This window comes from Bradyrhizobium sp. BRP56, assembly GCF_020194035.1.
Taxonomy (GTDB): Bacteria; Pseudomonadota; Alphaproteobacteria; order Rhizobiales; family Xanthobacteraceae; genus Bradyrhizobium; species Bradyrhizobium australafricanum.
In genome coordinates, this window is the sequence record NZ_JADYVV010000030.1 from 1 (window position 1) to 22,664 (window position 22,664).

A 22,664-nucleotide genomic window follows, 5' to 3' on the forward strand; every position below is an offset into this window, starting at 1 on the left:
ACAACTTCGGCCTGCTCCTGCGATGGCTCGCACAACTCCTGTGTGCCATCATCCGGGCCATCGCCGAAACTGTCCCGGCTCAAAAGATCGCTTAAATCAGCGCTCGTCCGCGTTCTTCACGGCGGACACCTTAGCCGCAAGGATACGACTCATGTTCTGACCGTGATCTGGGACACGTTCAACGGGGTGGTCACCGGATAGCCTTGCGAACGAGGCTCCCTGCACCGGAGGTCGAGATGAGAAAGCTTCTGGCGATCGCCACGCTCGTGCTGGCAAGCACGGCCGCAGCGCAGGCGCAGTACACATTCGATTACGGCGGCCGCACCATTCGCATCGATCCCGATCGCGGCACGGTTTCGATCCCCGGCGTCTACGACAATACTCCCCGCCGCACCAAACGCGCCAAGAGCGACGACACCGAGCAGAAGCGCAAGGCTCCGAAGGAAGCCAACACGGACGCCAAGTCGGACACTAAGACGAATTCCCAGGCCGCGCCGCCCAGCGCGCCAGCAGCGGCTGCTCCGCCTGCCGTCGATCAGGCCGCCGTCCCGCCGGCGCCTGCCGCAACGGCAGAGCCGCCCAGCACGGGCGTTGCGGCCACGCCGCCTTCAGCTGCAGCCGCGACCACACCGCCGCCGCCCGCCGTCCAGCAAACTGCTGCGCCTGCTGCAAAGCCTACCACCGCTCCAACGGTCGGCGCCGCCTCGCCGAGCGCTCCGGCACCCAAGCCGCTCGCCAATCCCGTGCAAGCAGCGAACTCGCCGCTTGGCGTCTGGCTCACCGAAGAAAAGGAAGGCAAAATCCGCATCGAGCAATGTGGTGCCAATCTCTGCGGCTACGCCGTCGACAAGAAATCGGCGAACAGGTTCTGATCAACATGAAGCCGGGCAAGGACAAGTGGAGCGGCCGCATCTTCGATCCGAACAGCGGCAGCACCTACGATTCCACCATCGCGATGAGGAGCCCGGACACGCTGCGCGTCCAGGGCTGCGCGTTCGGCGGCATGTTCTGCGGCGGCCAGACCTGGACGCGGGTGAATTGATTGCCTGCAAATCGTAGCCCGGATGGAGCGAAGCGTAATCCGGGATTTTCACCGCGGGAGAGACCGCCCCGGATTGCGCTTCGCTCCATCCGGGCTACGGTCTCATAAAATCAAAAGCCCCGCCTGATAAGCGGGGCTTTCATCTTTCGAACTGCTTGCGGCTGCTCAGCCGACCTTGCCGTTGTATTCCTCGTCGGTGACGTGCTCCATCCAGGTCGAATAGACGCCATCGAGCGCCTCCTGCATGGCGATATGGGTCATGCTGTTGTCCGGCGAGGCCCCATGCCAGTGCTTCTCGTTCGGCGGAATCCAGACGACATCGCCGGGACGAATCTCCCTGATCGGGCCGCCCTTGGCCTGCACGCGCCCGATGCCGGAGATCACATACAGCGTCTGTCCGAGCGGATGGGTGTGCCAGGCGGTGCGTGCGCCGGGCTCGAACGAGACACGCGAGGCGTTGAGCCGCGCCGGCGCAGGCGCCATGTTGATCGGGTCCTGCAGCACGGTGCCGGTAAAATTCTCCTTCGGCGCGCGGCGGGTCGGCCGCGAGCCGGAAACGTGGATGTCCATGGGGTTACCTCCCTTTCTTGACGTTATTTCTTGGTCGCGGCGTAGCGCGCCTTGGTCTCGGCATTCATCGGATACAGGCCGGGCAGCTGGGCGCCATTGTTCACCTCGTTGACGATCCAGGCTTCCATCCGTTCCTGCTCCGGCCCCTCGGCCAGCACGTGATCGAGGAACGCCTGCGGGATCAGCACCGCGCCGTCCTGGTCAGCCACCACGACGTCGTTCGGGAATACGGCAACGCCGCCGCAGCCGATCGGTTCGCCCCAGCCGACGAAGGTCAGACCTGCAACCGACGGCGGAGCCGCGTAGCCGTCGCACCACACCGGCAGGCCGGTGCCGAGCACGCCCTCGACGTCGCGCACCACGCCATCGGTGATCAGCGCCGTCACCCCGCGCTTGGCCATGCGGGCGCAGAGGATGTCGCCGAAAATGCCGGCATCGGTGATGCCCATGGCATCGACCACGGCAATGCAGCCCGCCGGCATCGCCTCGATCGCGGTGCGGGTCGAGATCGGCGACGACCAGGATTCCGGCGTCGCCAGATCCTCACGGGCGGGCACGAAGCGCAGCGTGAAGGCCGGTCCGACCAGCCGCTTCTGCCCGGGCTTCAGCGGCTTGGTGCCGCGCATCCAGATGTTGCGCAGGCCCTTCTTGAGCAGGACGGTGGTGATGGTGGCGGTGGACACGTGCGACAGCGTCGCGATCGCTTCGGCGGACAGTGACATCTGGAAAGCTTGCTCCGATGGGAGGAAAAGACCGGCGCATGTTGCCGGGCAAAGGCCTTGCGTCAAGGGCTGCGCGAAAAAGCTGCGATCATCCAGATTTATCGCCGGCATGCCGATTAATTTATTGAAGTTGCTGCATCATTTTGCACGAAGCGAATTCCGTTTTATCTCGAAACACGCTAGCTTGATGGCTGCCGACAGCACTTGACCCAATGGCCGAACCCTTAAGTCCTCCCCGCCTTTTGCCGAGTGGCGACAGCGCCATCACGGTGGAATTCAGCCGCACCATCGACGACGCCGCCAACCGGCGGGTGCTGGCGCTCGACCGGGTGATCGCTGCCGAGCCGATCGCCGGCATTACCGAGACCGTGCCGACCTACCGGTCGCTGCTGGTGCATTACGACCCCGTCCAGATCGGCTTCGACGCGCTCGGCGCGCAACTGCTGGCTCGCGCCGCCAAGGCGCCGCCGACCGAGACCGGAACGCGGCGCTGGCGGATTCCCGTGACCTATGGCGGCGAGCATGGCATCGATCTCGAGGATGTCGCGAAGGCGCTCAAAACCACGCCCGACCAGATCGTGGCGCGCCATGTCGCCGGCGACTATCGCGTCGCCATGATCGGCTTCACGCCGGGCTGGTCCTATCTCAGCGGGCTGGAGAAGTTCCTGCATATGCCCCGGCGCAAGGATCCGCGGCTCCTGACCCCAGCCGGCACCATTTCGATCGGCGGCATCCAGACCGGCGTGCAGTGCCTGGCCGGTCCGAGCGGCTGGCACCTGCTCGGCCGCACCCCGGTGCGAACCTACCAGTTGCATCGCGATCCGACCTTCCTGCTGGAGCCGGGAGACGCCATCACCTTCACCGCGATCGACGCCAAGACCTTTGCCGAACAGGACCGCGCCGCCGAAGCCGGCGAGTTCGTCGCCGAACTGGTGACGCCATGAGCAAGCTCGTCGTCACCTCGATCGGCCCGGCAAGCTCGGTGCAGGACGGCGGGCGTCCGGGCTCGCAGCGCTACGGTCTCGTGCCGAGCGGCGCAATGGACCGGCTTTCGCTGGCGGCCGCCAACACGCTGGTCGGCAATGACCTGTTCGGCGCCGCGGTCGAGATCGGCCCGTTCGGCGCTAGCTTCACCGCGCGCGGCGGCGCGGTGCGCGTCGCCCTCGCCGGCGCGTCGCGCAATGCCGATATCGGCGGCCGGCCAGTCGCGTTCGACAGCTCGGCGACGCTCGCCGAAGGTGAGACGCTCACTCTCGGCTTCGCGCGCGGCGGCTCGTTCAGCTATCTCGCGATCGAGCATGGCATCGAGGGCGAGCCGATGTTCGGCAGCCTCGCCGTCAACGCCCGCGCCGGGCTTGGCAGCCCCTACCCGCGGCCGCTGCAAAGCGGCGACGAGTTGACGACCCAGGCCGCAAGTGGCGCGCCAGAACGCCGCATCGAATTGCCGGCCGCGACCGATGCGCCGATCCGCATCGTGTTCGGCCCGCAGGACGACGAGTTCGCCGAGGACCACAAGAAGCTGTTGGTCGACAGCGAGTGGAAGATCTCGGCGACCAGCGACCGCATGGGCTATCGCCTCGAAGGTCCCGCCATCAAGCATCTCGACGGCCACAACATCGTCTCCGACGGCACCGTGAACGGCAGCATCCAGGTGCCCGGCAACGGGCAGCCGATCGTGCTGATGCCGGACCGCGGCACCAGCGGCGGCTATCCGAAGATCGCAACCGTGATCACGGCCGATTTCGGTCGCTTCGCGCAGATATCGGCCGGCCGGCCGTTCCGCTTCAGGGCGGTGACGATGGCTGAAGCGCAGGCCGAGGCGATCAAGTTCCACGAGCTGCTGCGTTCCCTGCCCGACCGCCTCCGCGGCATTGAGGATTTTGGTCTCAACATCGAAGCGCTGCGGGATGCGAATGTCGCGGGTCAGGCCGTCAACGCCGTCGATGTGTCGACCTGGCAAGTTGCGCTACCCTGAATCTGTACAACAACAGACGGATCGATCGTCATGACTTCAACTATCGACCTCAATTGCGATCTCGGCGAAAGCTTTGGCCCCTGGGAAATGGGCAATGATGTCGCGATGATCGAGCTTGCGACCTCGGTCAACGTCGCCTGCGGCTTTCATGCCGGCGACGCCGACATCATGCGCAAGACGGTCGAGCTGGCGAAGGCGCGCGGCGTCAGCGTCGGCGCCCATCCCGGCTATCGCGACCTGCACGGCTTTGGCCGCCGTCCGATGCCGGGACTGACGTCCTCGGAGATCGAGAACCTGATCGCCTACCAGATCGGCGCCCTGCAGGCGATCGCGACCGCGGCCGGCCACAAGGTCACCCATGTGAAGGCCCATGGCGCGATTTCCAACGTCGCCTGCGAGGACGACATGACTGCAAGGGCGATCGCCAATGCGATCAAGGCAGTCGACCGCAATCTCATCTTCGTGGTGCTTGCCAACTCGAAGCTGGTGCGCGCGGGTGAAGCGGCGAATCTGCGGATGGCGCATGAGGTGTTCGCCGACCGCGCCTATGAGGACGACGGCAACCTGGTGTCGCGCAAGAAGCCCGGCGCGGTACTGCACGATCCCAAGGCGATTGCCGATCGTGTGGTGCGGATGGTGCAGGACGGCGCCGTCGTCTCGGTCACCGGCAAGGTGATCAAGATGCAGACCGATACCGTCTGCATCCACGGCGACACGCGTGGCGCCGTCGAGATCGCGCGCGGCCTGCGCGAGGCGCTGAAGCAGGCGGGTATCACCGTTGCGCCGTTCAAGACCGCGCACTGAGCCGCGAACGCACCGATCAAAAAAGGGCCGGCCGCCGCGCCGGCCCTTTTAGATTCCGTTAAGAGTCTTCTTAAACCCAAACTTGCCGTTTGATTGTTAGGTGCAGCTTCCGAGCCTTTGATTGTCCTCTTAGGAAATTGGGTACGAAAGCATGTTCCGCACCAGCCTCTCTCTCACCATTGCCGCGGTTGCTACCGCCGCCTTCACCAGCGCGGCATCCGCCGGCTGCTACAGCTGCTATACGCCGCCGCCCCAGCCGTGCACGACCTGCTATCAGGTGCAGAGCGTGCCGCCGCAATATCGCACGGTGCAGGAGACCGTCATGGTGGCGCCGGGCCGCGTCGTCGCGCATCGCACGCCGGCACAGTATCGCACCGTGATGGTGCCGAGGACGGTGATGGTCGCGCCCGAAGGCGTCGCCTATGAGCGCATCCCGCCGCAATACGCCACCCAGGAGCGCACCCAGATGGTCTCGCCGGGCTATTCCTACTACGCGCCGGTTCAGCAGACCTGCAGCACCTGCGGTGGCGGCTACGGCTACGGCTACGGATATGGTCGCGGTTACGGCTACTGAGCTGTCAGCATCCAGCCAACACAAAGCCGCCGCCTGAGGATATCAGGCGGCGGCTTTTGAATTTTCCGAAGGGCTCAGAACGGGTGGACGGACAGCGTGCCGAACACGATGGCCGCGATCACCGCAAAGGCGCTGTACAGCGCCGCGGTGTGAACTCCGGTTCCGGACTTCCGTGAAATGTTTCGCGCGTAAAGGTGCAGGCGGGCTTCCGCCGATAGCTCGCGCATGGTCGATCTCCAACGCCCCATTCTCGGGCATATGGAATATCGTTCGCGTCCGGATTCAAGCGGGCGGCAAAAATAGCGATGCCGCCGCCTTCGGGAACTCGGTTCCGAGAGGAATATTCCTTCTCGCGCGCCCGGCCGAGAATCCTATTCGCCGCAATTCGAGGCGTCCGGAACCCCGCGATAACCGAAAATCTCGAAAACAACCCCATGCAAAGTAGCCGGAGGTCGATAGCCGAGGCGCTGCCGCCGCCGCGCCTGTTGCCCATCCTTGTCCCGGCAACAAGACGCACCGGGTCGTGCACGTGCCGCCTGACGCGGCCGCTGCGTCGCGCTCAGGCCTTCCAGCGCCCGATCTTGAACGCCGCCAGATGGCCCGGAACGTCGCTCGGGTCGAACGGCGGGCCGGCGAACGCTCCGATGGCGCTGGAAGCGCCGGCCGGGCGGCCCGATGCGGCGTCGTAGAGATCGGGCCTGAACACGGCCATGGCGGTCTTCAGCGCCTCCGGCCGGTACGGCGTCTGGCCCCAGCGAACCATCTGCGCATAGAGCCAGGCCGCCTGCCCCGGATCAGGCCGCGCCGCAGCCTCGCGGCCGACCAGCAGATAGCGATTGCTCTCGCGCATGGTGCCGTCGGGCGAAATCTTCAGGTGGCCATCGAGCGTGCGCTGGATGACGCTGGCATCGACGCCGATCCGCTCGGGCTGCGCCAGGATGCGCGCGACCTCGGACCGGTTCTCGGGCCGCTCGATGAACTCCACGGCGCGCAGATGTGCACGCACCAGCGCCGCCACGATGTCGGGATGCTTCTCCGACCAGCTCTGCCGCACCGCCAGCACCTTTTCCACCGCGCTGAGCAGGATGTCGGAGACGAAGTGCAGGATGTGGCCGATGCCGAGATCGACTGCGATCGAATTCCAGGGTGCGCCGACGCAGAACGCGTCGACATGGCCGTTGGCGAGACTGTCGACCATGTAGGGCGGCGGCAGCACCACGAGCTGGACATCCTCATCCGGATCGACGCCGCCGGCGGCCATCCAGAACCGCAACTGGTAATTGTGGGTCGAGAACGGGAAGGTCATGCCGAAGGTCAGCGGTTCCGCCCCGCTCTTCCGCCGCTTGGCGACCACGCGGGCGAGCGCCTGTGCGGTTGCCATCGGATCGAAGCGGTCGCCGTCGATCTCTTCCATCAGCGCGGCGTGCAGCGCCGGCGATACGGTGATGGCGTTGCCGTTCAGCCCGAGGTTGAAGGGCGCCGCGATCGGCACCTTGACGTGACCGAGCCCGAGGCTCGAGGCGATTGCCACCGGCGCCAACAGATGAGCGGCATCGAACAGGCCGATATTGAGCTTGTCGCGGACGTTCGACCACGACACTTCCCGCACCAGCGTGACGTCGAGGCCTTCGGCCGCCGCGAATCCCTTGTCGACCGCAACGATCAGCGCGGCAGCGTCGACCAGCGGAATGAACCCGATGCGCAATGGTGTGGTCATTTCAGGAGCTCCGACGCCGTCAGGATCGATTGCGCGATCTCTCCGATTTTCTTTTTCTCGCGCATCGCGGTCGAGCGCATCAGCACGTAGGCCTCTTCCTCGGTCAGCCCTTTCACCTTCATCAGGATGCCCTTGGCGCGGTCGATCACCTTGCGCTCCTCCAGCGCGTGCTTGGTGCGGTCGAGCTCGTCCTGCAGCTTGGCGAAGGCATTGAAGCGGGAGACGCAGAGATCGAGGATCGGCTTCATCCGCTCCTTCTTGAGGCCGTCGACGATGTAGGCGGAGACGCCCGCCTCCACCGAGGCCTGGATCGAGGCGGCGTCGCTCTGGTCAACGAACATCGCGATCGGCCGGCGGACCGCGCGGCTGACCTGGAACATTTGTTCCAGCACGTCGCGACTGGGGTTCTCGAGGTCGATGACGATGATCTCGGGGTCGAGCGCATAGATTCGCGAGAGCAGGCTCTGCATCTCGCTGATATGCACGACATCCGTATACCCGGCCTCCCGCAGTCCCTCCTCCAGGATGGCCGCTCGGATCGGGCTCTCGTCGACTATGACGATCTTGGGAGACGATTCAGCGCTCATCGACAACTCTTAAGGCCCGGCAGACGCATCCATATCATGCCGGAAGCCCCGGGAAAGGGTTGTAATTCTCGGCAATTGGGACTAGCTCCTGCCCATTCATCAGGCAGATTAGAGATATGCAAGAGGCCGCCGCGCCGAAAGTGAGCTTTGTGTCCTTGGGCTGCCCCAAGGCGCTGGTCGATTCCGAGCGCATCATCACCCGGCTGCGCGCGGAGGGCTATGAGCTGGCGCGCAAGCATGACGGCGCCGACATCGTCATCGTCAACACCTGCGGCTTCCTCGACAGCGCCAAGCAGGAATCGCTCGCCGCGATCGGCGAGGCGATGGCCGAGAACGGCAAGGTCATCGTCACCGGCTGCATGGGCGCCGAGCCCGAGCAGATCGAAAGCGCCTATCCCGGCGTGCTCTCGATCACGGGGCCGCAGCAATATGAGAGCGTGCTGGACGCCGTGCACCGCGCGCTGCCGCCGGCGCACAACCCGCATATCGACCTGGTGCCGCCGCAGGGCGTCAAGCTGACGCCGCGGCACTACGCGTATTTGAAGATTTCCGAAGGCTGCAACAACCGCTGCAGCTTCTGCATCATCCCGAAGCTGCGCGGCGATCTGGTGTCGCGGCCGGCCAATGACGTGCTACGCGAGGCCGAGAAGCTGGTGAAGGCCGGCGTCAAGGAATTGCTCGTCATCTCGCAGGACACCTCGGCCTATGGCGTCGACCTGAAATACGCCGAGAGCCCGTGGCAGGACCGCAGCGTCCGCGCAAAATTCTTCGATCTCGCCAAGGAGCTCGGTGAGTTCGGCGCCTGGGTGCGGCTGCAATATGTCTACCCCTACCCGCATGTCGACGAGGTCATCGGCCTGATGACCGAGGGCAAGGTGCTGCCCTATCTCGACATCCCGTTCCAGCATGCGAGCCCGGACGTGCTGCGCGCGATGAAGCGCCCGGCTGCGCAGGAGAAGACGCTGGCTCGCATCCAGAAATGGCGTGAAGCGTGCCCCGAGCTGACGCTGCGCTCGACCTTCATCGTCGGTTTCCCCGGCGAGACCGATTCCGATTTCGCCTATCTGCTCGACTGGCTCGATGAAGCGGAAATCGATCGCCTCGGCTGCTTCAAATACGAGCCGGTTGCCGGTGCCGCGTCGAACGCGATTGCCAATGCCGTGCCCGACGAGATCAAGCAGGAGCGCTGGAATGCGCTGATGGCGCGGCAGCAGAAGATTTCTGCCCGGCGCCTGAAGCGCAAGGTCGGCACCCGCCAGCAGGTCATCATCGACGAGGTTGGCCCCACGGTGGCCAAGGGCCGGTCAAAGGCCGATGCGCCCGAGATCGACGGCGCCGTCTACCTCACCAGCCGCCGCCCGCTGAAGGTCGGCGAGATCGTCACCGCCAAGATCGAGCGCTCCGACCAATACGACCTCCACGGCAGCGTCGCCGGATTCTGACGCTTGACATGTTCCGGCGTTCGGCTGTATGGCCCTCCGCCATGAAGCTGAACCGGACCCACCGCCGCGCCATCAACCGTCGTCGCACTCGCGACGATGCTGGGCTGCGCCGTGTCCGACGCCATCGCTGATTGATAAATCAGCCAAGGTTTTCGAGAAGGCCGCGCCCCCAGCGCGGCCTTCTTGCTTTTCGGCCTGCCCTTAATCCCCACACCGACCCCAGAGGAGATCGACATGACCAACGCTACCCATCCGTTCGATGCGCTGATGGACATCACCGCTCGCCCCGAGGTCGTGTTCGTGCGCGGCGCCGGCTCGTATTTGTGGGACAGCAACCGCAACCGCTATCTCGATTTCGTGCAGGGCTGGGCCGTCAATCCCCTCGGCCACTCGCCGGTCATCGTGGCCGACGCGCTGGCCGCGCAGGCGAGACGGCTGCTGACGCCAAGTCCTGCGTTCTACAACGAGCAGAGCCTGAAACTGGCAAAGTTGCTGGTCGACAACAGCTGCTTCGACCAGGTGTTCTTTGCGAACTCAGGCGCGGAGGCCAATGAAGGCGCGATCAAGCTCGCGCGGAAATTCGGCGCCAAGTACAAGAATGGTGCCCACGAGATCATCACCTTCGAAGGCGGCTTCCACGGCCGCACGCTCGCGACCATGTCGGCCTCGGGCAAGAAGGCGTTCGAGCCGCTGTTCGAGCCGAAGGTCTCGGGCTTCCGCAAAGCCAGGCTGAACGACATCGAGTCGGTGCGAAAGCTGATCTCGTCGTCGACGGTCGCGATCATGCTGGAGCCGATCCAGGGCGAGGCCGGCGTCTGGCCCGCGACGGATGAGTTTTTGAAGGAGTTGCGGGCGCTGACCCAGCAGCGCGGCCTGCTGCTCATTGTCGACGAGATCCAGACCGGCATCGGCCGGACCGGAAAGCTGTTCGGCTATCAGCACGCCGGGATCGAGCCCGACATCATGACGCTCGGCAAGGGCATCGGCGGCGGCGTGCCGCTCGCGGCCCTGCTCGCGACCGAGCATGCCTCGTGCTTCGATCATGGCGATCAGGGCGGCACCTTCAACGGCAATCCGCTGATGTGCGCCGCGGGGCTTGTCGTGCTCGATCAGATCGGAAAGCCCGATTTCCTGAAATCGGTCGTCGATGCCGGCCTTTTGCTCGAACGCGAATTGCAGCGGCTGTCGTCGCGGCACGGTCTCGGCGAGATCAGGGGGCGCGGCCTCTTGCTGGCGCTCGACCTGAAGATGCCGATCGGCGCGGCCGTGGTTGCCGAGGCGTTCGCGGCCGGCGTGCTGATCAACTCGCCGCAGCCGGACACGCTGCGCTTCATGCCGGCGCTGAACGTGACGCGGGAGGAGATTTCCCTTGTCATCGACTGCCTGGATACGGTGCTGACCAAGGTCGGCGCTGCGCGGCGGGTGGCGTAGGATCCTCCCCGCTCGTCATTGCGAGGAGCGAAGCGACGAAGCAATCCATCTTACCGGGTGGAGAGGTGGATTGCTTCGCGGAGCCTGTCATCCGGCGGCGCTTTGCGCCGACCGGGTGGCTCGCAATGACGGCGAGAATTACGGCCGCAGGATCGCCGCGCCGGTGGTCGCCCTGCTCTCGAGGTCGATATGCGCTTTGGCCGCATCCTTCAGCGCATAGGCGTGGTTGATCGGCACGTGCAGCTTGCCGTTGATCACGGCGGCGAACAGCGTGTCGGCGCCTTCGAGCAGCTCCTTGCGGGTGCCGACATAGTCGTTGAGCTTGGGCCGCGTCGCGAACAGCGAGCCGTGGTTGTTGAGCTCGGCGAGCGGGAACGGCGGCACCGGACCCGACGCGTTGCCGAAGGAGACGAACAGGCCGCGCGGCCTGAGGCAGGACAGCGATCCCGGGAACGTGGTCTTGCCGACACCGTCATAGACGACGTCGCAGAGCTCGCCGCGGCTGATCTGCTTGACGCGTTCCACGAAGTTCTCCTCGTTGTAGAGGATGACGTGATCGCAGCCATTGGCGAGTGCGAGATCGGCCTTCGCCTTCGAGCCGACGGTACCGATGACATGCGCGCCGAGTGCCCGCGCCCATTGGCAGGCGAGCAGCCCGATGCCGCCCGCCGCGGCGTGGATCAGCACGCGATGGCCGTGCTCGACCTTGAAGGTCTTGTGCAGGAGATACCAGACCGTGAGGCCCTTCAGCATCAGCACGGCGCCCTGCTCGTAGGTGATATGGTCGGGCAGCTTGACGAGCTTGTCGGCCGGGATGACGCGCTCGGACGCGTAGCCGCCGAGATTATAGTAATAGGCGACGCGATCGCCGGGGTGGAAATTGGTCACGCCCGGACCCACGGCCAACACCTCGCCGGCAGCCTCATTGCCGGCAATGAACGGCAGGCCGGGCGCCTTGTAGAGACCAGTGCGGAAATAGACGTCGATGAAGTTCAGACCGACCGCGTGCTGGCGGATCCGGACCTCGCCCGTCCCCGGCGCGCCCACCTCGACGTCCTCATAGGTCAGGACTTCCGGGCCCCCCACCTGGTGCACGCGCACAGCCTTGGTCATGTCGTCGCTCCCCTCAGATATCAGCGTCAAGCGAGCGAATGCCATCGCGGCCGGCTTGTCAACCAAGCGGGCCGGAACCCGCTACGGCACGATCCGGAAAAGTGCGAACCGGCTTTCCCTCGCGACAAACGCGCAGCGTTTGCGCGGAGATCATGCCCATCAGCGCGCCGGCTTCCTGCGGTTGCGCTTGGCCATGACGTTGAACGCCTCGACCGCGGCCGAGAAGGCGATCGCGAAATAGATGTAGCCGCGCGGGATGTGGAATTTGAAGCCGTCGGCCACCAGCGCCACGCCGATCAGCACCAGGAAGGCCAGCGCCAGCATCTTGGTGGTCGGATGCTCCGCGACAAAGCGCGCCACCGGTCCCGACGAGATGTACATGATGACGCAGGCGATCACGACCGCCGCGATCATGATCTCGATGTCCTGCGCCATGCCGATCGCGGTGATGATCGAATCCAGCGAGAACACCAGGTCGATGATGATGATCTGCACGATCACCCAGAAGAACGCGCTGGCGCTCGGCCTGTCGTCGGCTTCCGCCTCGCGCGCCTCGACCTCGCCGTGGATCTCGTGGGTTGCTTTCGCGATCAGGAACAGGCCGCCGCCGATCAGGATGATGTCGCGCCACGACAGCGCGACGTCGCTGACGGTGATCACCGGTTGGGTCAGCCCGATCAGCCAGACCAGGATCGAGAGCAGCACAATGCGAAACACCAGCGCCAGCAGCAGGCCGATCTGCCGCGCGCGCTTGGCCTGCGCCGGCGGGATCCGCGACACGATCACCGACAGGAAAATGACGTTGTCGATGCCGAGCACGATCTCGAGCGCAGTCAGGGTCAGCAGCGCCGCCCAGGCTTCCGGGCTGGTGATCAGTTGCATCATGCTCTGAAGGCTTTCATCCGGCGGATCACGGTATCGCTGCCGATGATGTAGACGGCGATGGCGCAGAGACCGAAGGTGATCGGGGCTCCGACCACGAAATCGTTGGCAAGCGTGTACATGCCGAGCAGCGCCCATGCGCCGAGCAGCCACAGCGTCAGCCAGCGCAGCCGCACCACACGCAGCGGATGCAGCACGTGGAACGGCGCAAAGGTCAGCACGATCAGGAGCGCGACCACGATCGTCGAGAACACCGGCGGCAGGTGCAGCAGGAACAGGTAGAACGCCGCCGCATTCCACAGCGCCGGGAAACCGCGGAAATGGTTGTCATCGGCCTTCATGCGGCGGTCGGCGAAATACAGCGCGCTGGAGACCACGATGCCGATGCCGAGGATCGGCGCCGCCAGCGGCAGCAACATGCCGCTCGCGGTGATCGCATAGGCCGGCACGAACACATAGGTGACGAAATCAACCACCAGGTCGAGCACCTCGCCCGACCAGTTCGGCTGCAGCCGCACCACGTCGAGCCGGCGCGCCAGCGGGCCGTCGATCCCGTCGATGACCAGCGCAACCCCGAGCCAGGCGAACATGTTGGCCCAGTGCTCGCGCACCGCCTCCAGCATCGCCAGCAGCGCGACCCCGGCGCCGAGCGCCGTGAAAATATGAACGGTGAATGCGGCGGTCCGCATCCGTTCTGGCAACGCATCGGGCTGGCTCGAATGCTCCATCGGCCGAGTGCTATCAGGAATCGGACCGGTTTGCATATGCGGTCTTGCGGCGTTCCGCCGCGCAAAGCGTTGGAAACTCTTGGTGGTTACCGATGGCTTGAAAATTGGGCCAAGCATGTCAAATGTCCTGATATGACCGACAGCTCGCTGGATTATGACGTTATCGTAATAGGCGGCGGTCCGGCCGGATTAACGGCTGCGATTGCCCTTGCCGACGCAGGTGCGCGGACTGCGCTGCTGGCGCGCCGCGCGCCCTATGCCGACAACCGGACCACCGCGCTGCTCGGTGCCTCGACCGATATCCTGGATCGGCTGGACGTCTGGCGGCGCTGCAGCGACCGAGCGGCGGCGCTCAAGACCATGCGCCTCGTCGACGACACCGGCCGCCTGATCCGCGCGCCCGAGGTGCGCTTCTCATCCGACGAGATCGGCCGCGAGCAATTCGGCTTCAACATCGACAACCGCTCGCTGGTCGCGGCGCTCGAGGACCGCGCCGGCGAAATGACCGCGCTGAGGCGGTTCGACGATGAAGCCGCCTCGGTGCGGCCGGACGATGCCGCGGTCACTGTGGTGACGCGGCAGGGCCAGTCGCTTCAGGCCCGGCTCGTGGTCGGTGCCGACGGGCGCAATTCATTGTCCCGCGAGGCCGCCGGCATCGAGGTGACAAGCCGCGAGCTCGGGCAGTCCGCCCTCACCTTCAACGTCACCCACACCCGGCCGCACCACAACATCTCGACCGAGTTCCACACCGAGCACGGCCCCTGCGTGTTCGTGCCGCTCAGCGGCGTCAGAAGCAGCGTGGTCTGGGTCTCGGCGCCCAAGGAGGCCGAACGGCTGATGGCACTCGGGGACGACGAATTGTCCGTCGCCGCCGAGCGACAATCGCATTCGATCCTCGGCCGCGTCGAGGTCCAGGGCGGCCGTCACGTGTTTCCGCTGGCGATCGAACGGCCGCGGCAATTCGCCAAGGACCGGATCGCGCTGGTCGGGGAATCCGCCCATGTGCTGCCGCCGATCGGCGCGCAGGGCCTCAATATGGGACTGCGCGATGCCGCTGATATCGCCGAGATCACGGGGCAGGCGATCGGTCGTGGCGAAGATCCCGGCGCGCCCAATGTGCTGTCGCGCTACCAGGCGGCGCGGCGCCCCGATGTCGCCAGCCGGACCTGGGCGATCGACATCGCCAACCGATCGCTGCTGAGCGATTTCCTCGGCATGCAGACGGCGCGCGCTGCCGGCCTGCATCTGCTCGGCGCATTCGGCCCGTTGCGGCGCCTCGCGATGCGCGAAGGCCTCGCGCCGTCGTGGCGGCGGTGAGCAAAGCGTTTTCGAGCGAAGTGGGTACCGGTTCGCGTTAAGAAAACGCGTCAAATAAGAAGCGCGCCGATCAGGGAAACACCAGCCGTCCGCTCTGAATGAACCACATCACGCTGGTCAGCGTGACCACCGAGGCGAAGGTGCCGATCAGCACCGCGACCGACGCCGGCTCGATCCAGGTGTCGTTCTGCCGCGCGATCACGAACACGTTGAGCGCCGGCGGCAGTGAGGCCATCAGCACCGCTGTCGCAGCCCAAGGCTGCGCGAACGGGCCGAACAGCAGCATCAGGCCGAACGCCAGCAGCGGATGGATCAAAAGCTTGATCGCGACCACGCCCGGGACCTCCCACGGCACCCGCTCGAACGGCCGCAGCGCCACCGTGATGCCGAGCACGAACAGCGCCGTCGGCGCGGCGGCGTTTTCCAGGAACTGGATGGTGCGATCGAGCGCGACCGGGATCGGGATGTGAAACGCGGCGACCAGCGCCCCGAACACCGCCGACATGATCAGCGGGTTCTGCACGATCTGCCGCAGCACCACGCCGAGTGCGTGCAGCAGCGAGGGATGGTCGCGGTCGGTGAGCTCGATCAGCAGCGGCACGATCGAGAACAGGAAGATGCTGTCGCAGCAGAAGATCAGCGCGGTCGGCGCCGCCGCCTTGGCGCCGAGCACGGCGAGCGCGAGGCCGGGCCCCATATAGCCGATATTGCCGTAGGCGCCCGACAGGCCGGCCAGCGTCGCCTCGCGCAGCGTGAGCCCGCCGATCACCTTGCCCGCGACCATCGCCAGGAAGAATGCGAGCACGGTTCCGAGCGTGGTGGCGATCAGGAATGGCGGGTTGTTCAGCTCCGCAAACGGCGTCTTGGACATGATCCCGAACAGCAGCGCCGGCAACGAAACGTAAAGCAGGAAGAAATTCATCCAGGCGAGCCCGCTCTCGGGCAAACCCTTGGCCTTGCCGCACGCGTAACCGATGAAGATCAAGCCGAAATACGGCAACGCCAGATTGAGGATATCGATCATTCTGAAAGTAGTTTCTCGGCCGGATTTCGGGTCGTTTTTGCAGGGCTGGAATCGGTAAAGCGTGGGCTAATTCGGGCCTTAGCCCCTAGCATCGGCCACAATGTTGGTCTATCGACGAACCATGATCAAAGCGCGCACCGCCAAGTTTCAGATCGGGCAGATCGTCCGTCACCGGGTGTTCTCCTTCCGGGGCGTGATTTTTGATATCGACCCGGAGTTCAACAACACCGAGGAATGGTGGCTGTCGATCCCCGAGGACATGCGGCCCCACAAGGACCAGCCGTTCTACCATCTGCTCGCGGAAAACTCGGAGACCGAGTACGTCGCCTATGTCTCGGAGCAGAACCTCTTGCCCGACGAGTCCGGCGAGCCGATCCGGCATTCGCAGGTGGCGGAGATCTTCATCAAGGACAAATCGGGCGGCTACCGTCCGCGCAATCCGTCGCTGAACTGAGGTCCGGCGGCGCTCCGGCGAATGCCACGGCGTTTGCGCTGCCACGCTCACACCCCCTCGCGCCTGGCCAAGACAACCGCGATCGCCCAGACGGCAAATCCCGCCAGCGCCAGCCCCGCGCCGACGAGGCCGGTCGACGTCCAGCCATAACCCGCGGCAACCGCCATTCCGCCGAGCCACGGTCCCAGCGCATTGGCGACGTTGAAGGCGGAGTGGTTGAGCGCCGCGGCGAGGCTCTGTGCCTCGCCCGCGACGTCCATCAGGCGGGTCTGCAGCACGGTGGCGAGCGCCCCCCCCAGCCCGATCAGGAACACGTCGGCGGTCAGCGTCCAGAAATTTCCTGCCGCCAGCGGATAGAGCGCGAGCGTCGCCGCCGACCACAGCAGGAGCCCGCCTGCGGTTGCCATCAGCGCGCGGTCGGCGAAGCGCGGCACGATGATGTTGCCGGCAGTGAGGCCGGCGCCGAACACGCACAGCGTAACCGGCACCAGCGCGGGCGAGGTGTGGGTCACCGCCAGCATGGTCGACGCCAGATAGGTGTAGACCGAGAACAGCCCGCCGAAACCGATGGCGCCGATCGCCAGCGTTAGCCAGACATGCTTGCGTCCGAGCGCCGACAGTTCGCGCAGCGGGCTCGCCTTGCTGTTGGCGGCATCACGCGGGGCAAAGATCAGGACCAGGATCGCGGTCAAGAGCGCGAGGCCGGCGACGATCGCGAAGGCCCAGCGCCAGCCGATCGCCTGCCCGACCCCGTTGGCGAGCGGAACGCCGATCGTGGTCGCGATGGTGAGCCCCAGCAGCACGCGGCCGACAGCCGCCGTGCGCCTGTCCGTCGGGACCAGCGAGGCCGCGACCAGCATGGCGATGCCGAAATAGGCGCCGTGCGGCAGCCCCGCCAGGAAGCGCAGCACCAGCATGGTGTGATAATCGGGCGCGAGCCCCGAAAGGCCGTTCATCAGCGCGAAGAAGCCCATCAGCGCGATCAGCAGCGTCCGCCGCATCATGCGCGCCGACAGCACCGCGATCACCGGCGCACCGACGACGACGCCGAGCGCGTAGGCGCTGATCGCGTGGCCGGCCTGGGGCTCGCTGATGTGCATGTCGTGGGCGAAGAACGGCAACAAGCTCATGGTCGCGAATTCGGCGATGCCGATTGCGAAGCCGCCCATCGCCAGCGCGAGATGGACGATGCCGGGATGAAACGTTCCGGGGATGTTGTCCTGGCTGACGCGAACGCCAGCATCGACCGAAGCACCGCCGGTCGGCTGCTCCCGAGGCCGGGAGCGCAGTTCCCGCCGCTGCGTGCTGACTTGCTGGGACATTGCGCGACTTCCATGACTGCGAGCGGCGGCCAGGATTCGCGGAAGAACCACGCGCGCATTTGCGCATCGAAGGCGCTGTCCGCACTTTCGTCTGGCCTCCCGTATCGGATTTATGATTGTACTTCGACGCCGGACTTGTCCGGACCAGGCACCGACGATGCGCGCTCATAGCGCGACGCAATCGAAGCACCCTTCGATGACCATCGCACACGATCTGCGCGATCACCAGCGCAACAGGCTGCCAGCAGCCAGTCTGTTTCGCATGACAAAAAAGGCGCCCTTGCGAGCGCCTTTTGATCGCGATGATCTCGCGTTTTCTTGAACGCGTGATTGAAGTGTTTACTTGGCCGCCGGGTTGGCCGGCGCCGGAGCCTGCGCAGAGCCACCGCCCGCGCCTTCCAGCTTCTTGCGCTGCTCTTCGGCGCGCTTCTGCAACTCTTCCTGCAGCTTCTTCGAGTTTTCCTCGAACACCTTCGGATCGGTCGGCGGCCCGTCATAGGCCTTGGCGAATTCGGTGTTGAGCGGCAGCGGCAGCGTCAGCGGCGCGCCGTTCGAATTGATCGCCTGGACCACGAGGTTCTGGCCCTTCTTCATGTTGGCGATCAGCTCGGGCGTTGCTTCATAGTCGGACATGCAGCCGTTCTGGAAGCAGATCACATAGGGCGCCTGCTGCGGCGGGTTGCCGTCGACGATGATGCGGGTGCCGTGCACGAGCTGCATGCCGAGCGGCAGCGTGACGCGCAGGATCTTCTTCGGCTCGCCTTCCGGCTCGATGATCACGGCGGCGATCACCGGCTGGCCGGACTCGATGCGGCCGTCCTTGCCGGTGAAGCAGACCTGCTTGGCGTTGGCTTCCTGGCCCTTCAGGCAGAACTTGGTCCAGGGGGCGTAGATCAGCTGGATCTGCTGATCCTGCGCCGGCGGCTGGGCGGCCGCAGCGGGCGGCTGGCCGGCGGCCGGTGCTTGGGCGGGCGCTTGGGCCGCCGGAGCCTTCGGAGCTGCCTTGGGTGCCGCCTTGGGCGCAGCCTTCGGTGCCGCAGGCGCCGGCGCTGCCGGCTGCTGGGCCCGAGCGGCAGGAACCAGGAGCGCTGCAGAGAATGCCGTCGCCGCCATCAGGGCAACAATTCGCCCATGCGGCCGGACCGGGGCGGCCAAGATACGGAAATTCATTGCGGAAAACCCTTTCTGAACGGAAGCCCGAAACCGCTGCAGGCGCCGACACATAGCCGTTTGGGCGGCTGTCTCCTAGTCAATTGAGGCGGATACGTGACAGGCGTTCCCGCCTTCGAATTGCACGCCTTCAATACAGCGGCGCGCGGAAAGATCAATGCCGACAAGCGGATTTGCGCCCATCTCGCGGCGAGTTTCAGCGGCCTGTGATAAACCTCCGGACGTGACGTTTCGCGAATCAAATCCGGCGCCTCACGCACGTGTTCCCGGGCACACCTGGCGCGCCGCATGGGCCGCCATCTGGCTGGTGTTGGGATTCCTGGGCTTGGCATTCCTGACGAGCGGGCTGGTCCCTGCGGCCGCCGCCGAGAGCCACGCGATCGCGATGCATGGCGCCCCCGCGCTGCCACCCGACTTTACCCACCTGCCCTATGCCAATCCCGACGCTCCCAAGGGCGGCCGCCTAGTCCAGGGTGTGATTGGCACCTTCGACAGCCTCAATCCCCTGATCATCAGGGGCGTCCCCGTGCAGCAGGTCAGGGGCTACGGCTACGAGCGCGGTTATGTCTACGAAAGCCTGATGGCGCGGGGCAATAACGAGCCGTTCACGCTGTACGGCCTGCTCGCGCGCAGCGTCGAGACCGACGACGCCAGAAGCTATGTGACATTCCACATCGACCCCCGCGCCCGCTTCTCGGACGGCCGGCCGGTGCTGGCCGACGACGTGCTGTTCTCGCTGGCGCTGCTGCGCGACCACGGCCGTCCGATGCACCGTCAGTATTATTCGAAAGTCGCAAAGGCCGAGGCGCTCGACCCGCTCACGGTCCGGTTCGATTTCGGCGGTGTGGCGGATCGCGAATTGCCGCTGATCCTCGGCCTGATGCCGATCCTGCCGCGGCACGTCATCGACCCCGAAAAATTCGAGGAAACCACCTTGGCCCCGCCGATCGGGTCCGGCCCCTACCGCGTGACGGCGGTCAAGCCCGGCGCCAGCGTCACCTTCACGCGCGATCCCAATTATTGGGGCCGCGACCTGCCCGTCAACCAAGGCCTCTGGAACTTCGACGAGATCAGGCTCGATTACTACCGCGAGGCCAACGGCATGTTCGAGGCCTTCAAGCGCGGCCTGTATGATTTCCGGACCGAGACCGAGCCGTTGCGTTGGCACGACGGCTATGACTTCCCGGCGGCGCGCAATGGAGAGGTGATCCGCGACACCATCAAGATCGGCACGCCGCGGCCTTCCGAATTCCTGGTGTTCAACAGCCGTCGGCCGAAATTCGCCGACCTGCGGGTGCGTCAGGCACTGGCGATGCTGTTCGATTTCGAATGGGTCAACCGCAACTATTATTTCGGACTGTTTTCGCGCGCCGGCGGTTTCTTCGCCGGATCGGATCTGTCCGCCTATGGCCGCCCCGCCGACGATCGCGAGCGCGAGCTGCTCAAGCCATATCTGTCGCACATCCAGCCCGATATCCTCGACGGCCGCTATCGTCTGCCGGTCACCGACGGGTCGGGGCGCGACCGCGGCCTCCTGCGCAGTGCGCTCGCGCTGCTCGCCGAGGCGGGCTACGCGCTCGACGGCACGGTCTTGAAGCAGCGCTCGACAGGGACGCCGCTGCGCATCGAGATCCTGGTGACGACGCGCGAGCATGAGCGGATCGCCCTCGCCTATCAGCACGACCTGAAGCGGGCCGGCATCGAAGCCGCGGTGCGGGTGGTCGACGCGGTGCAGTTCGAGCAGCGCCGGGTCGGCTATGACTTCGACATGATCCCCATCCGCTGGGACCAGTCGCTGTCGCCGGGCAACGAGCAGTGGTTCTACTGGAGCAGCCAGGCCGCCGATGTGCCGGGCACAAGGAATTACATGGGCGCCAAGGATCCCGCCATCGACGCCATGATCGCGGCGCTGCTCGCGGCGCGCGAGCGGCCGGCCTTCGTCTCGGCGGTGCGGGCGCTGGACCGGGCCCTGATGTCGGGCTTCTACGCTATCCCCCTATTTAACTTGGGAGAGCAATGGATCGCGCGCTGGAATCGGATAGAACGGCCTTCGACCACGGCGTTGACGGGCTACCTGCCGGAGACCTGGTGGCAGAAGCCCGGCACGCAATCCAGATGATTTGCCGAGTGATACGACCCGACGCGGCATGACCTGGTCCGAGCGAAGCGATGCAACCGACGTTGAACCCGTGAACCAGTCGATCACCTCGCCAACGCTCGATACCCTGTTCAAGCGCACTTTGGCGCGGCAGCCCGAGGCGCTGGCGCTGGTCGACCCGCTCAACAAGCTGCGCATCACCGGACAGACCCGCAAGCGCCTGACCTATGCCCAGGCCGACCGCGCGATCTCGGCGATCGCCGCCCACTTCGTCCAGAGCGGATTGCCGGCCAACACGGTGATCGCCGTACAGCTGCCCGGCACGGTTGAATTCGCTCTGACCGTCCTTGCCGCGCATCGGGTCGGCCTCGTGGTGGTGCCGCTACCGCTGCTGTGGCGGCAGGCCGAGCTGACGTCCGTGCTCAACCGCACCGCGGCGCGGGCGATCGTCAGCTGCGGCCGGATCGACGGCGTCTCCTATGCCGACATCGCCATGAACGCCGCGGCGGAAGCGTTCTCGATCCGCCATGTCTGCGGCTTCGGGAGCGATCTGCCCGAAGGCATGGCCTCGCTCGACCAGGCGATCCTGGAGGACTCCCGGGCCTCGCGCCCTATGATACAGGACGGGCGCAAGCCGGCGCTGATCTCCTTCGACGTCACCAGCGAGGGTCTTCGTCCGGTGCCGCGGGCGCATTTCGGCCTGATCGCCGGCGGGCTCGCGATGTCGCTGGAGAGCGATCTGCCGCAGGGCGCCACCATCATGTCGGCGTTCGCGCCGATGTCGTTCGCCGGCATCTGCGCGTCGCTGGTGACCTGGCTGCTGTCGGGCGGAACGCTGGTGCTGCACCACCCGTTCGACGAGGACGCGTTCGAGACCCAGTTCAACGATCACACCTGCAACACGCTGATCGCGCCGGCGCAGCTCGCGCTGCGGCTCGACGAGCGCGGCCTGTCGGAGCGCCTGCCCAGCCTGCGCACGGTGATTGGCCTCTGGCGTACGCCCGAGCAGGTTGCCTCCAGCGCGCACTGGAGCTCGCGGCGGGTGACCATGACCGACGTCTATCTGTTCGGCGAGGCCGGGCTGTTCGGCGCCCGCCGCACCGCCGAGGACGGATCGCCGGCCGTGATCAAGCCGGGGCCGCACAGTGCGCCGCGCGAAGCGCCCGGCGCATCGGTCGCCGGCGAGATCCTGCTGACGCCGAAGGGCACGCTCGGCCTGCGCGGCCCGATGGTGCCGGTCGCCGCCTATGCGCCGCCGCCTCCGCCCGGCGACAGCCTGATTGCGCCGCCGCCGCGCGATTTCGTCGACACCGAATATGCCGCGCGGGTCGATCGCGCGACCGGGGCCATCAACATCACCGCGCCGCCGTCGGGGGTGATGACGGTCGGCGGCTACCGCTTCCTCGCCCAGGAGCTGCAGGAGTGGTCGCGCCGCCTCGGCCAGGGGGCGCTGCTCACCGCATTGCCGGACCGTCTCAGCGGCCACCGGCTGGCCGGACGGGCACAGGACAATGCGCGCGCCCGCGACGCCCTCACAGAACTTGGGCTTAACCCCTTGATGGTCGAGGCATTTCGTGACCGTGGCGGCGCCGGGTTGAGTTAAAATCTTATCATTGTGTTAGTCTTATCATTGTGTTGACGCCGCATTAAGCCATGCGAACTAGCATCGCAGCCGTTGCTGATCTTAAGCAT

General features: G+C 65.7%; 22 protein-coding genes and 1 pseudogene. 12 read left to right on the forward strand and 11 right to left on the reverse strand.

The window, feature by feature from the left end; genetic code table 11:
* The first annotated feature begins 236 nt into the window (after nucleotides 1–236).
* Nucleotides 237–1,042 (forward strand): annotated as a pseudogene (locus tag I6F38_RS21300) (DUF2147 domain-containing protein).
* 165 nt (nucleotides 1,043–1,207) lie between these two features.
* On the opposite strand, the gene I6F38_RS21305 reads toward I6F38_RS21300, so the two are convergent.
* A complete protein-coding gene (locus tag I6F38_RS21305; RefSeq protein WP_016847553.1) occupies nucleotides 1,208–1,612 on the reverse strand; it encodes a cupin domain-containing protein in 405 nt (134 codons plus the stop codon).
* A 23-nt stretch (nucleotides 1,613–1,635) separates the two neighbouring features.
* Nucleotides 1,636–2,334 (reverse strand): ribonuclease activity regulator RraA, encoded by a 699-nt coding sequence (locus tag I6F38_RS21310; RefSeq protein ID WP_076828879.1) that lies wholly within the window; start codon nucleotides 2,332–2,334, stop codon nucleotides 1,636–1,638.
* A 212-nt stretch (nucleotides 2,335–2,546) separates the two neighbouring features.
* Between I6F38_RS21310 and pxpB the strand changes: the two genes are divergently transcribed.
* The 4 genes from pxpB (at nucleotide 2,547) to I6F38_RS21330 (ending at nucleotide 5,687) form a co-directional block, all read left to right on the forward strand.
* A complete protein-coding gene (gene pxpB, locus I6F38_RS21315) occupies nucleotides 2,547–3,278 on the forward strand; it encodes a 5-oxoprolinase subunit PxpB (RefSeq protein WP_225161692.1) in 732 nt (243 codons plus the stop codon).
* Nucleotides 3,275–4,309 (forward strand): biotin-dependent carboxyltransferase family protein, encoded by a 1,035-nt coding sequence (locus tag I6F38_RS21320; RefSeq protein WP_225161693.1) that lies wholly within the window; start codon nucleotides 3,275–3,277, stop codon nucleotides 4,307–4,309. The genes pxpB and I6F38_RS21320 overlap by 4 nt, the downstream gene beginning before the upstream one ends.
* 30 nt (nucleotides 4,310–4,339) lie before the next feature.
* Nucleotides 4,340–5,113, forward strand: coding sequence for a 5-oxoprolinase subunit PxpA (locus I6F38_RS21325; RefSeq protein ID WP_225161694.1), 774 nt, complete (start codon nucleotides 4,340–4,342; stop codon nucleotides 5,111–5,113).
* A 151-nt stretch (nucleotides 5,114–5,264) separates the two neighbouring features.
* On the forward strand, nucleotides 5,265–5,687 hold the full coding sequence (locus I6F38_RS21330; protein WP_225161695.1) for a hypothetical protein: 423 nt from the start codon (nucleotides 5,265–5,267) through the stop codon (nucleotides 5,685–5,687).
* Nucleotides 5,688–5,761: 74 nt separating this feature from the next.
* On the opposite strand, the gene I6F38_RS21335 is transcribed toward I6F38_RS21330, so the two are convergent.
* The 3 genes from I6F38_RS21335 to I6F38_RS21345 form a co-directional block, all read right to left on the reverse strand.
* A complete protein-coding gene (locus tag I6F38_RS21335) occupies nucleotides 5,762–5,914 on the reverse strand; it encodes a hypothetical protein (protein ID WP_211986830.1) in 153 nt (50 codons plus the stop codon).
* Between the two features lie 332 nt (nucleotides 5,915–6,246).
* Nucleotides 6,247–7,404: a CmpA/NrtA family ABC transporter substrate-binding protein gene (locus I6F38_RS21340; RefSeq protein WP_225161696.1), complete on the reverse strand. Its 1,158-nt coding sequence runs from the start codon at nucleotides 7,402–7,404 to the stop codon at nucleotides 6,247–6,249.
* Nucleotides 7,401–7,991, reverse strand: coding sequence for an ANTAR domain-containing protein (locus I6F38_RS21345; RefSeq protein ID WP_028332037.1), 591 nt, complete (start codon nucleotides 7,989–7,991; stop codon nucleotides 7,401–7,403). The genes I6F38_RS21340 and I6F38_RS21345 overlap by 4 nt, the downstream gene beginning before the upstream one ends.
* Nucleotides 7,992–8,107: 116 nt before the next feature.
* Here I6F38_RS21345 and rimO point away from each other — a divergent pair, with 116 nt between their 5' ends.
* Both rimO and I6F38_RS21355 read left to right on the forward strand, forming a co-directional pair.
* Entirely contained in the window at nucleotides 8,108–9,433 is a 1,326-nt protein-coding gene (gene rimO, locus I6F38_RS21350; protein WP_225161697.1) for a 30S ribosomal protein S12 methylthiotransferase RimO, read from the forward strand.
* A gap of 234 nt (nucleotides 9,434–9,667) precedes the next feature.
* Nucleotides 9,668–10,864 carry an acetylornithine transaminase gene (locus I6F38_RS21355; RefSeq protein ID WP_225161698.1) on the forward strand — a complete coding sequence of 399 codons (1,197 nt, stop codon included), beginning with the start codon at nucleotides 9,668–9,670 and terminating at the stop codon, nucleotides 10,862–10,864.
* A 138-nt stretch (nucleotides 10,865–11,002) separates the two neighbouring features.
* Here the strand turns inward: I6F38_RS21355 and I6F38_RS21360 are convergent, their stop codons facing one another.
* The 3 genes from I6F38_RS21360 to pcsA form a co-directional block, all read right to left on the reverse strand.
* Nucleotides 11,003–11,977 (reverse strand): quinone oxidoreductase, encoded by a 975-nt coding sequence (locus I6F38_RS21360; protein WP_050384723.1) that lies wholly within the window; start codon nucleotides 11,975–11,977, stop codon nucleotides 11,003–11,005.
* Nucleotides 11,978–12,136: 159 nt separating this feature from the next.
* Nucleotides 12,137–12,862: a TerC family protein gene (locus I6F38_RS21365; protein ID WP_225161699.1), complete on the reverse strand. Its 726-nt coding sequence runs from the start codon at nucleotides 12,860–12,862 to the stop codon at nucleotides 12,137–12,139.
* On the reverse strand, nucleotides 12,859–13,587 hold the full coding sequence (gene pcsA / locus I6F38_RS21370; protein WP_225161700.1) for a phosphatidylcholine synthase: 729 nt from the start codon (nucleotides 13,585–13,587) through the stop codon (nucleotides 12,859–12,861). Before pcsA ends, I6F38_RS21365 begins: the two co-directional genes overlap by 4 nt.
* A gap of 132 nt (nucleotides 13,588–13,719) precedes the next feature.
* Between pcsA and I6F38_RS21375 the strand changes: the two genes are divergently transcribed.
* A complete protein-coding gene (locus I6F38_RS21375) occupies nucleotides 13,720–14,904 on the forward strand; it encodes a UbiH/UbiF family hydroxylase (RefSeq protein ID WP_225161701.1) in 1,185 nt (394 codons plus the stop codon).
* 70 nt (nucleotides 14,905–14,974) lie between these two features.
* Here I6F38_RS21375 and I6F38_RS21380 read toward each other — a convergent pair whose 3' ends face one another.
* Nucleotides 14,975–15,928, reverse strand: coding sequence for an AEC family transporter (locus I6F38_RS21380; RefSeq protein ID WP_016845765.1), 954 nt, complete (start codon nucleotides 15,926–15,928; stop codon nucleotides 14,975–14,977).
* A 121-nt stretch (nucleotides 15,929–16,049) separates the two neighbouring features.
* On the opposite strand from I6F38_RS21380, the gene hspQ reads away from it, so the two are divergent.
* On the forward strand, nucleotides 16,050–16,382 hold the full coding sequence (hspQ, locus tag I6F38_RS21385) for a heat shock protein HspQ (RefSeq protein WP_021081543.1): 333 nt from the start codon (nucleotides 16,050–16,052) through the stop codon (nucleotides 16,380–16,382).
* Between the two features lie 47 nt (nucleotides 16,383–16,429).
* On the opposite strand, the gene I6F38_RS21390 is transcribed toward hspQ, so the two are convergent.
* The gene (locus I6F38_RS21390; RefSeq protein ID WP_225161702.1) at nucleotides 16,430–17,704 is read right to left on the reverse strand and encodes an MFS transporter; all 1,275 of its coding nucleotides are present in this window, start codon (nucleotides 17,702–17,704) and stop codon (nucleotides 16,430–16,432) included.
* A gap of 196 nt (nucleotides 17,705–17,900) precedes the next feature.
* Here I6F38_RS21390 and I6F38_RS44025 point away from each other — a divergent pair, with 196 nt between their 5' ends.
* A complete protein-coding gene (locus I6F38_RS44025; protein WP_276573503.1) occupies nucleotides 17,901–18,026 on the forward strand; it encodes a hypothetical protein in 126 nt (41 codons plus the stop codon).
* A 17-nt stretch (nucleotides 18,027–18,043) separates the two neighbouring features.
* On the opposite strand, the gene I6F38_RS21395 is transcribed toward I6F38_RS44025, so the two are convergent.
* Nucleotides 18,044–18,874 carry an invasion associated locus B family protein gene (locus I6F38_RS21395; protein WP_028340693.1) on the reverse strand — a complete coding sequence of 277 codons (831 nt, stop codon included), beginning with the start codon at nucleotides 18,872–18,874 and terminating at the stop codon, nucleotides 18,044–18,046.
* A gap of 385 nt (nucleotides 18,875–19,259) precedes the next feature.
* On the opposite strand from I6F38_RS21395, the gene I6F38_RS21400 reads away from it, so the two are divergent.
* Together I6F38_RS21400 and I6F38_RS21405 are read left to right on the forward strand one after the other, a co-directional pair.
* Entirely contained in the window at nucleotides 19,260–20,993 is a 1,734-nt protein-coding gene (locus I6F38_RS21400; protein WP_225161751.1) for an extracellular solute-binding protein, read from the forward strand.
* Between the two features lie 28 nt (nucleotides 20,994–21,021).
* Nucleotides 21,022–22,575 (forward strand): class I adenylate-forming enzyme family protein, encoded by a 1,554-nt coding sequence (locus I6F38_RS21405; RefSeq protein WP_225161703.1) that lies wholly within the window; start codon nucleotides 21,022–21,024, stop codon nucleotides 22,573–22,575.
* The last annotated feature ends 89 nt before the right edge of the window (nucleotides 22,576–22,664 follow it).

What these genes read in the sequence shown, in the direction of transcription:
- I6F38_RS21305 (WP_016847553.1), bottom strand. Translation starts at nt 1,612, where the DNA reads ATGGACATCCACGTTTCCGGCTCGCGGCCGACCCGCCGCGCGCCGAAG.
- I6F38_RS21310 (WP_076828879.1), bottom strand. Translation starts at nt 2,334, where the DNA reads ATGTCACTGTCCGCCGAAGCGATCGCGACGCTGTCGCACGTGTCCACC.
- pxpB (WP_225161692.1), top strand. Translation starts at nt 2,547, where the DNA reads ATGGCCGAACCCTTAAGTCCTCCCCGCCTTTTGCCGAGTGGCGACAGC.
- I6F38_RS21320 (WP_225161693.1), top strand. Translation starts at nt 3,275, where the DNA reads ATGAGCAAGCTCGTCGTCACCTCGATCGGCCCGGCAAGCTCGGTGCAG.
- I6F38_RS21325 (WP_225161694.1), top strand. Translation starts at nt 4,340, where the DNA reads ATGACTTCAACTATCGACCTCAATTGCGATCTCGGCGAAAGCTTTGGC.
- I6F38_RS21330 (WP_225161695.1), top strand. Translation starts at nt 5,265, where the DNA reads ATGTTCCGCACCAGCCTCTCTCTCACCATTGCCGCGGTTGCTACCGCC.
- I6F38_RS21335 (WP_211986830.1), bottom strand. Translation starts at nt 5,914, where the DNA reads ATGCGCGAGCTATCGGCGGAAGCCCGCCTGCACCTTTACGCGCGAAAC.
- I6F38_RS21340 (WP_225161696.1), bottom strand. Translation starts at nt 7,404, where the DNA reads ATGACCACACCATTGCGCATCGGGTTCATTCCGCTGGTCGACGCTGCC.
- I6F38_RS21345 (WP_028332037.1), bottom strand. Translation starts at nt 7,991, where the DNA reads ATGAGCGCTGAATCGTCTCCCAAGATCGTCATAGTCGACGAGAGCCCG.
- rimO (WP_225161697.1), top strand. Translation starts at nt 8,108, where the DNA reads ATGCAAGAGGCCGCCGCGCCGAAAGTGAGCTTTGTGTCCTTGGGCTGC.
- I6F38_RS21355 (WP_225161698.1), top strand. Translation starts at nt 9,668, where the DNA reads ATGACCAACGCTACCCATCCGTTCGATGCGCTGATGGACATCACCGCT.
- I6F38_RS21360 (WP_050384723.1), bottom strand. Translation starts at nt 11,977, where the DNA reads ATGACCAAGGCTGTGCGCGTGCACCAGGTGGGGGGCCCGGAAGTCCTG.
- I6F38_RS21365 (WP_225161699.1), bottom strand. Translation starts at nt 12,862, where the DNA reads ATGATGCAACTGATCACCAGCCCGGAAGCCTGGGCGGCGCTGCTGACC.
- pcsA (WP_225161700.1), bottom strand. Translation starts at nt 13,587, where the DNA reads ATGGAGCATTCGAGCCAGCCCGATGCGTTGCCAGAACGGATGCGGACC.
- I6F38_RS21375 (WP_225161701.1), top strand. Translation starts at nt 13,720, where the DNA reads ATGACCGACAGCTCGCTGGATTATGACGTTATCGTAATAGGCGGCGGT.
- I6F38_RS21380 (WP_016845765.1), bottom strand. Translation starts at nt 15,928, where the DNA reads ATGATCGATATCCTCAATCTGGCGTTGCCGTATTTCGGCTTGATCTTC.
- hspQ (WP_021081543.1), top strand. Translation starts at nt 16,050, where the DNA reads ATGATCAAAGCGCGCACCGCCAAGTTTCAGATCGGGCAGATCGTCCGT.
- I6F38_RS21390 (WP_225161702.1), bottom strand. Translation starts at nt 17,704, where the DNA reads ATGTCCCAGCAAGTCAGCACGCAGCGGCGGGAACTGCGCTCCCGGCCT.
- I6F38_RS44025 (WP_276573503.1), top strand. Translation starts at nt 17,901, where the DNA reads ATGACCATCGCACACGATCTGCGCGATCACCAGCGCAACAGGCTGCCA.
- I6F38_RS21395 (WP_028340693.1), bottom strand. Translation starts at nt 18,874, where the DNA reads ATGAATTTCCGTATCTTGGCCGCCCCGGTCCGGCCGCATGGGCGAATT.
- I6F38_RS21400 (WP_225161751.1), top strand. Translation starts at nt 19,260, where the DNA reads ATGCATGGCGCCCCCGCGCTGCCACCCGACTTTACCCACCTGCCCTAT.
- I6F38_RS21405 (WP_225161703.1), top strand. Translation starts at nt 21,022, where the DNA reads ATGACCTGGTCCGAGCGAAGCGATGCAACCGACGTTGAACCCGTGAAC.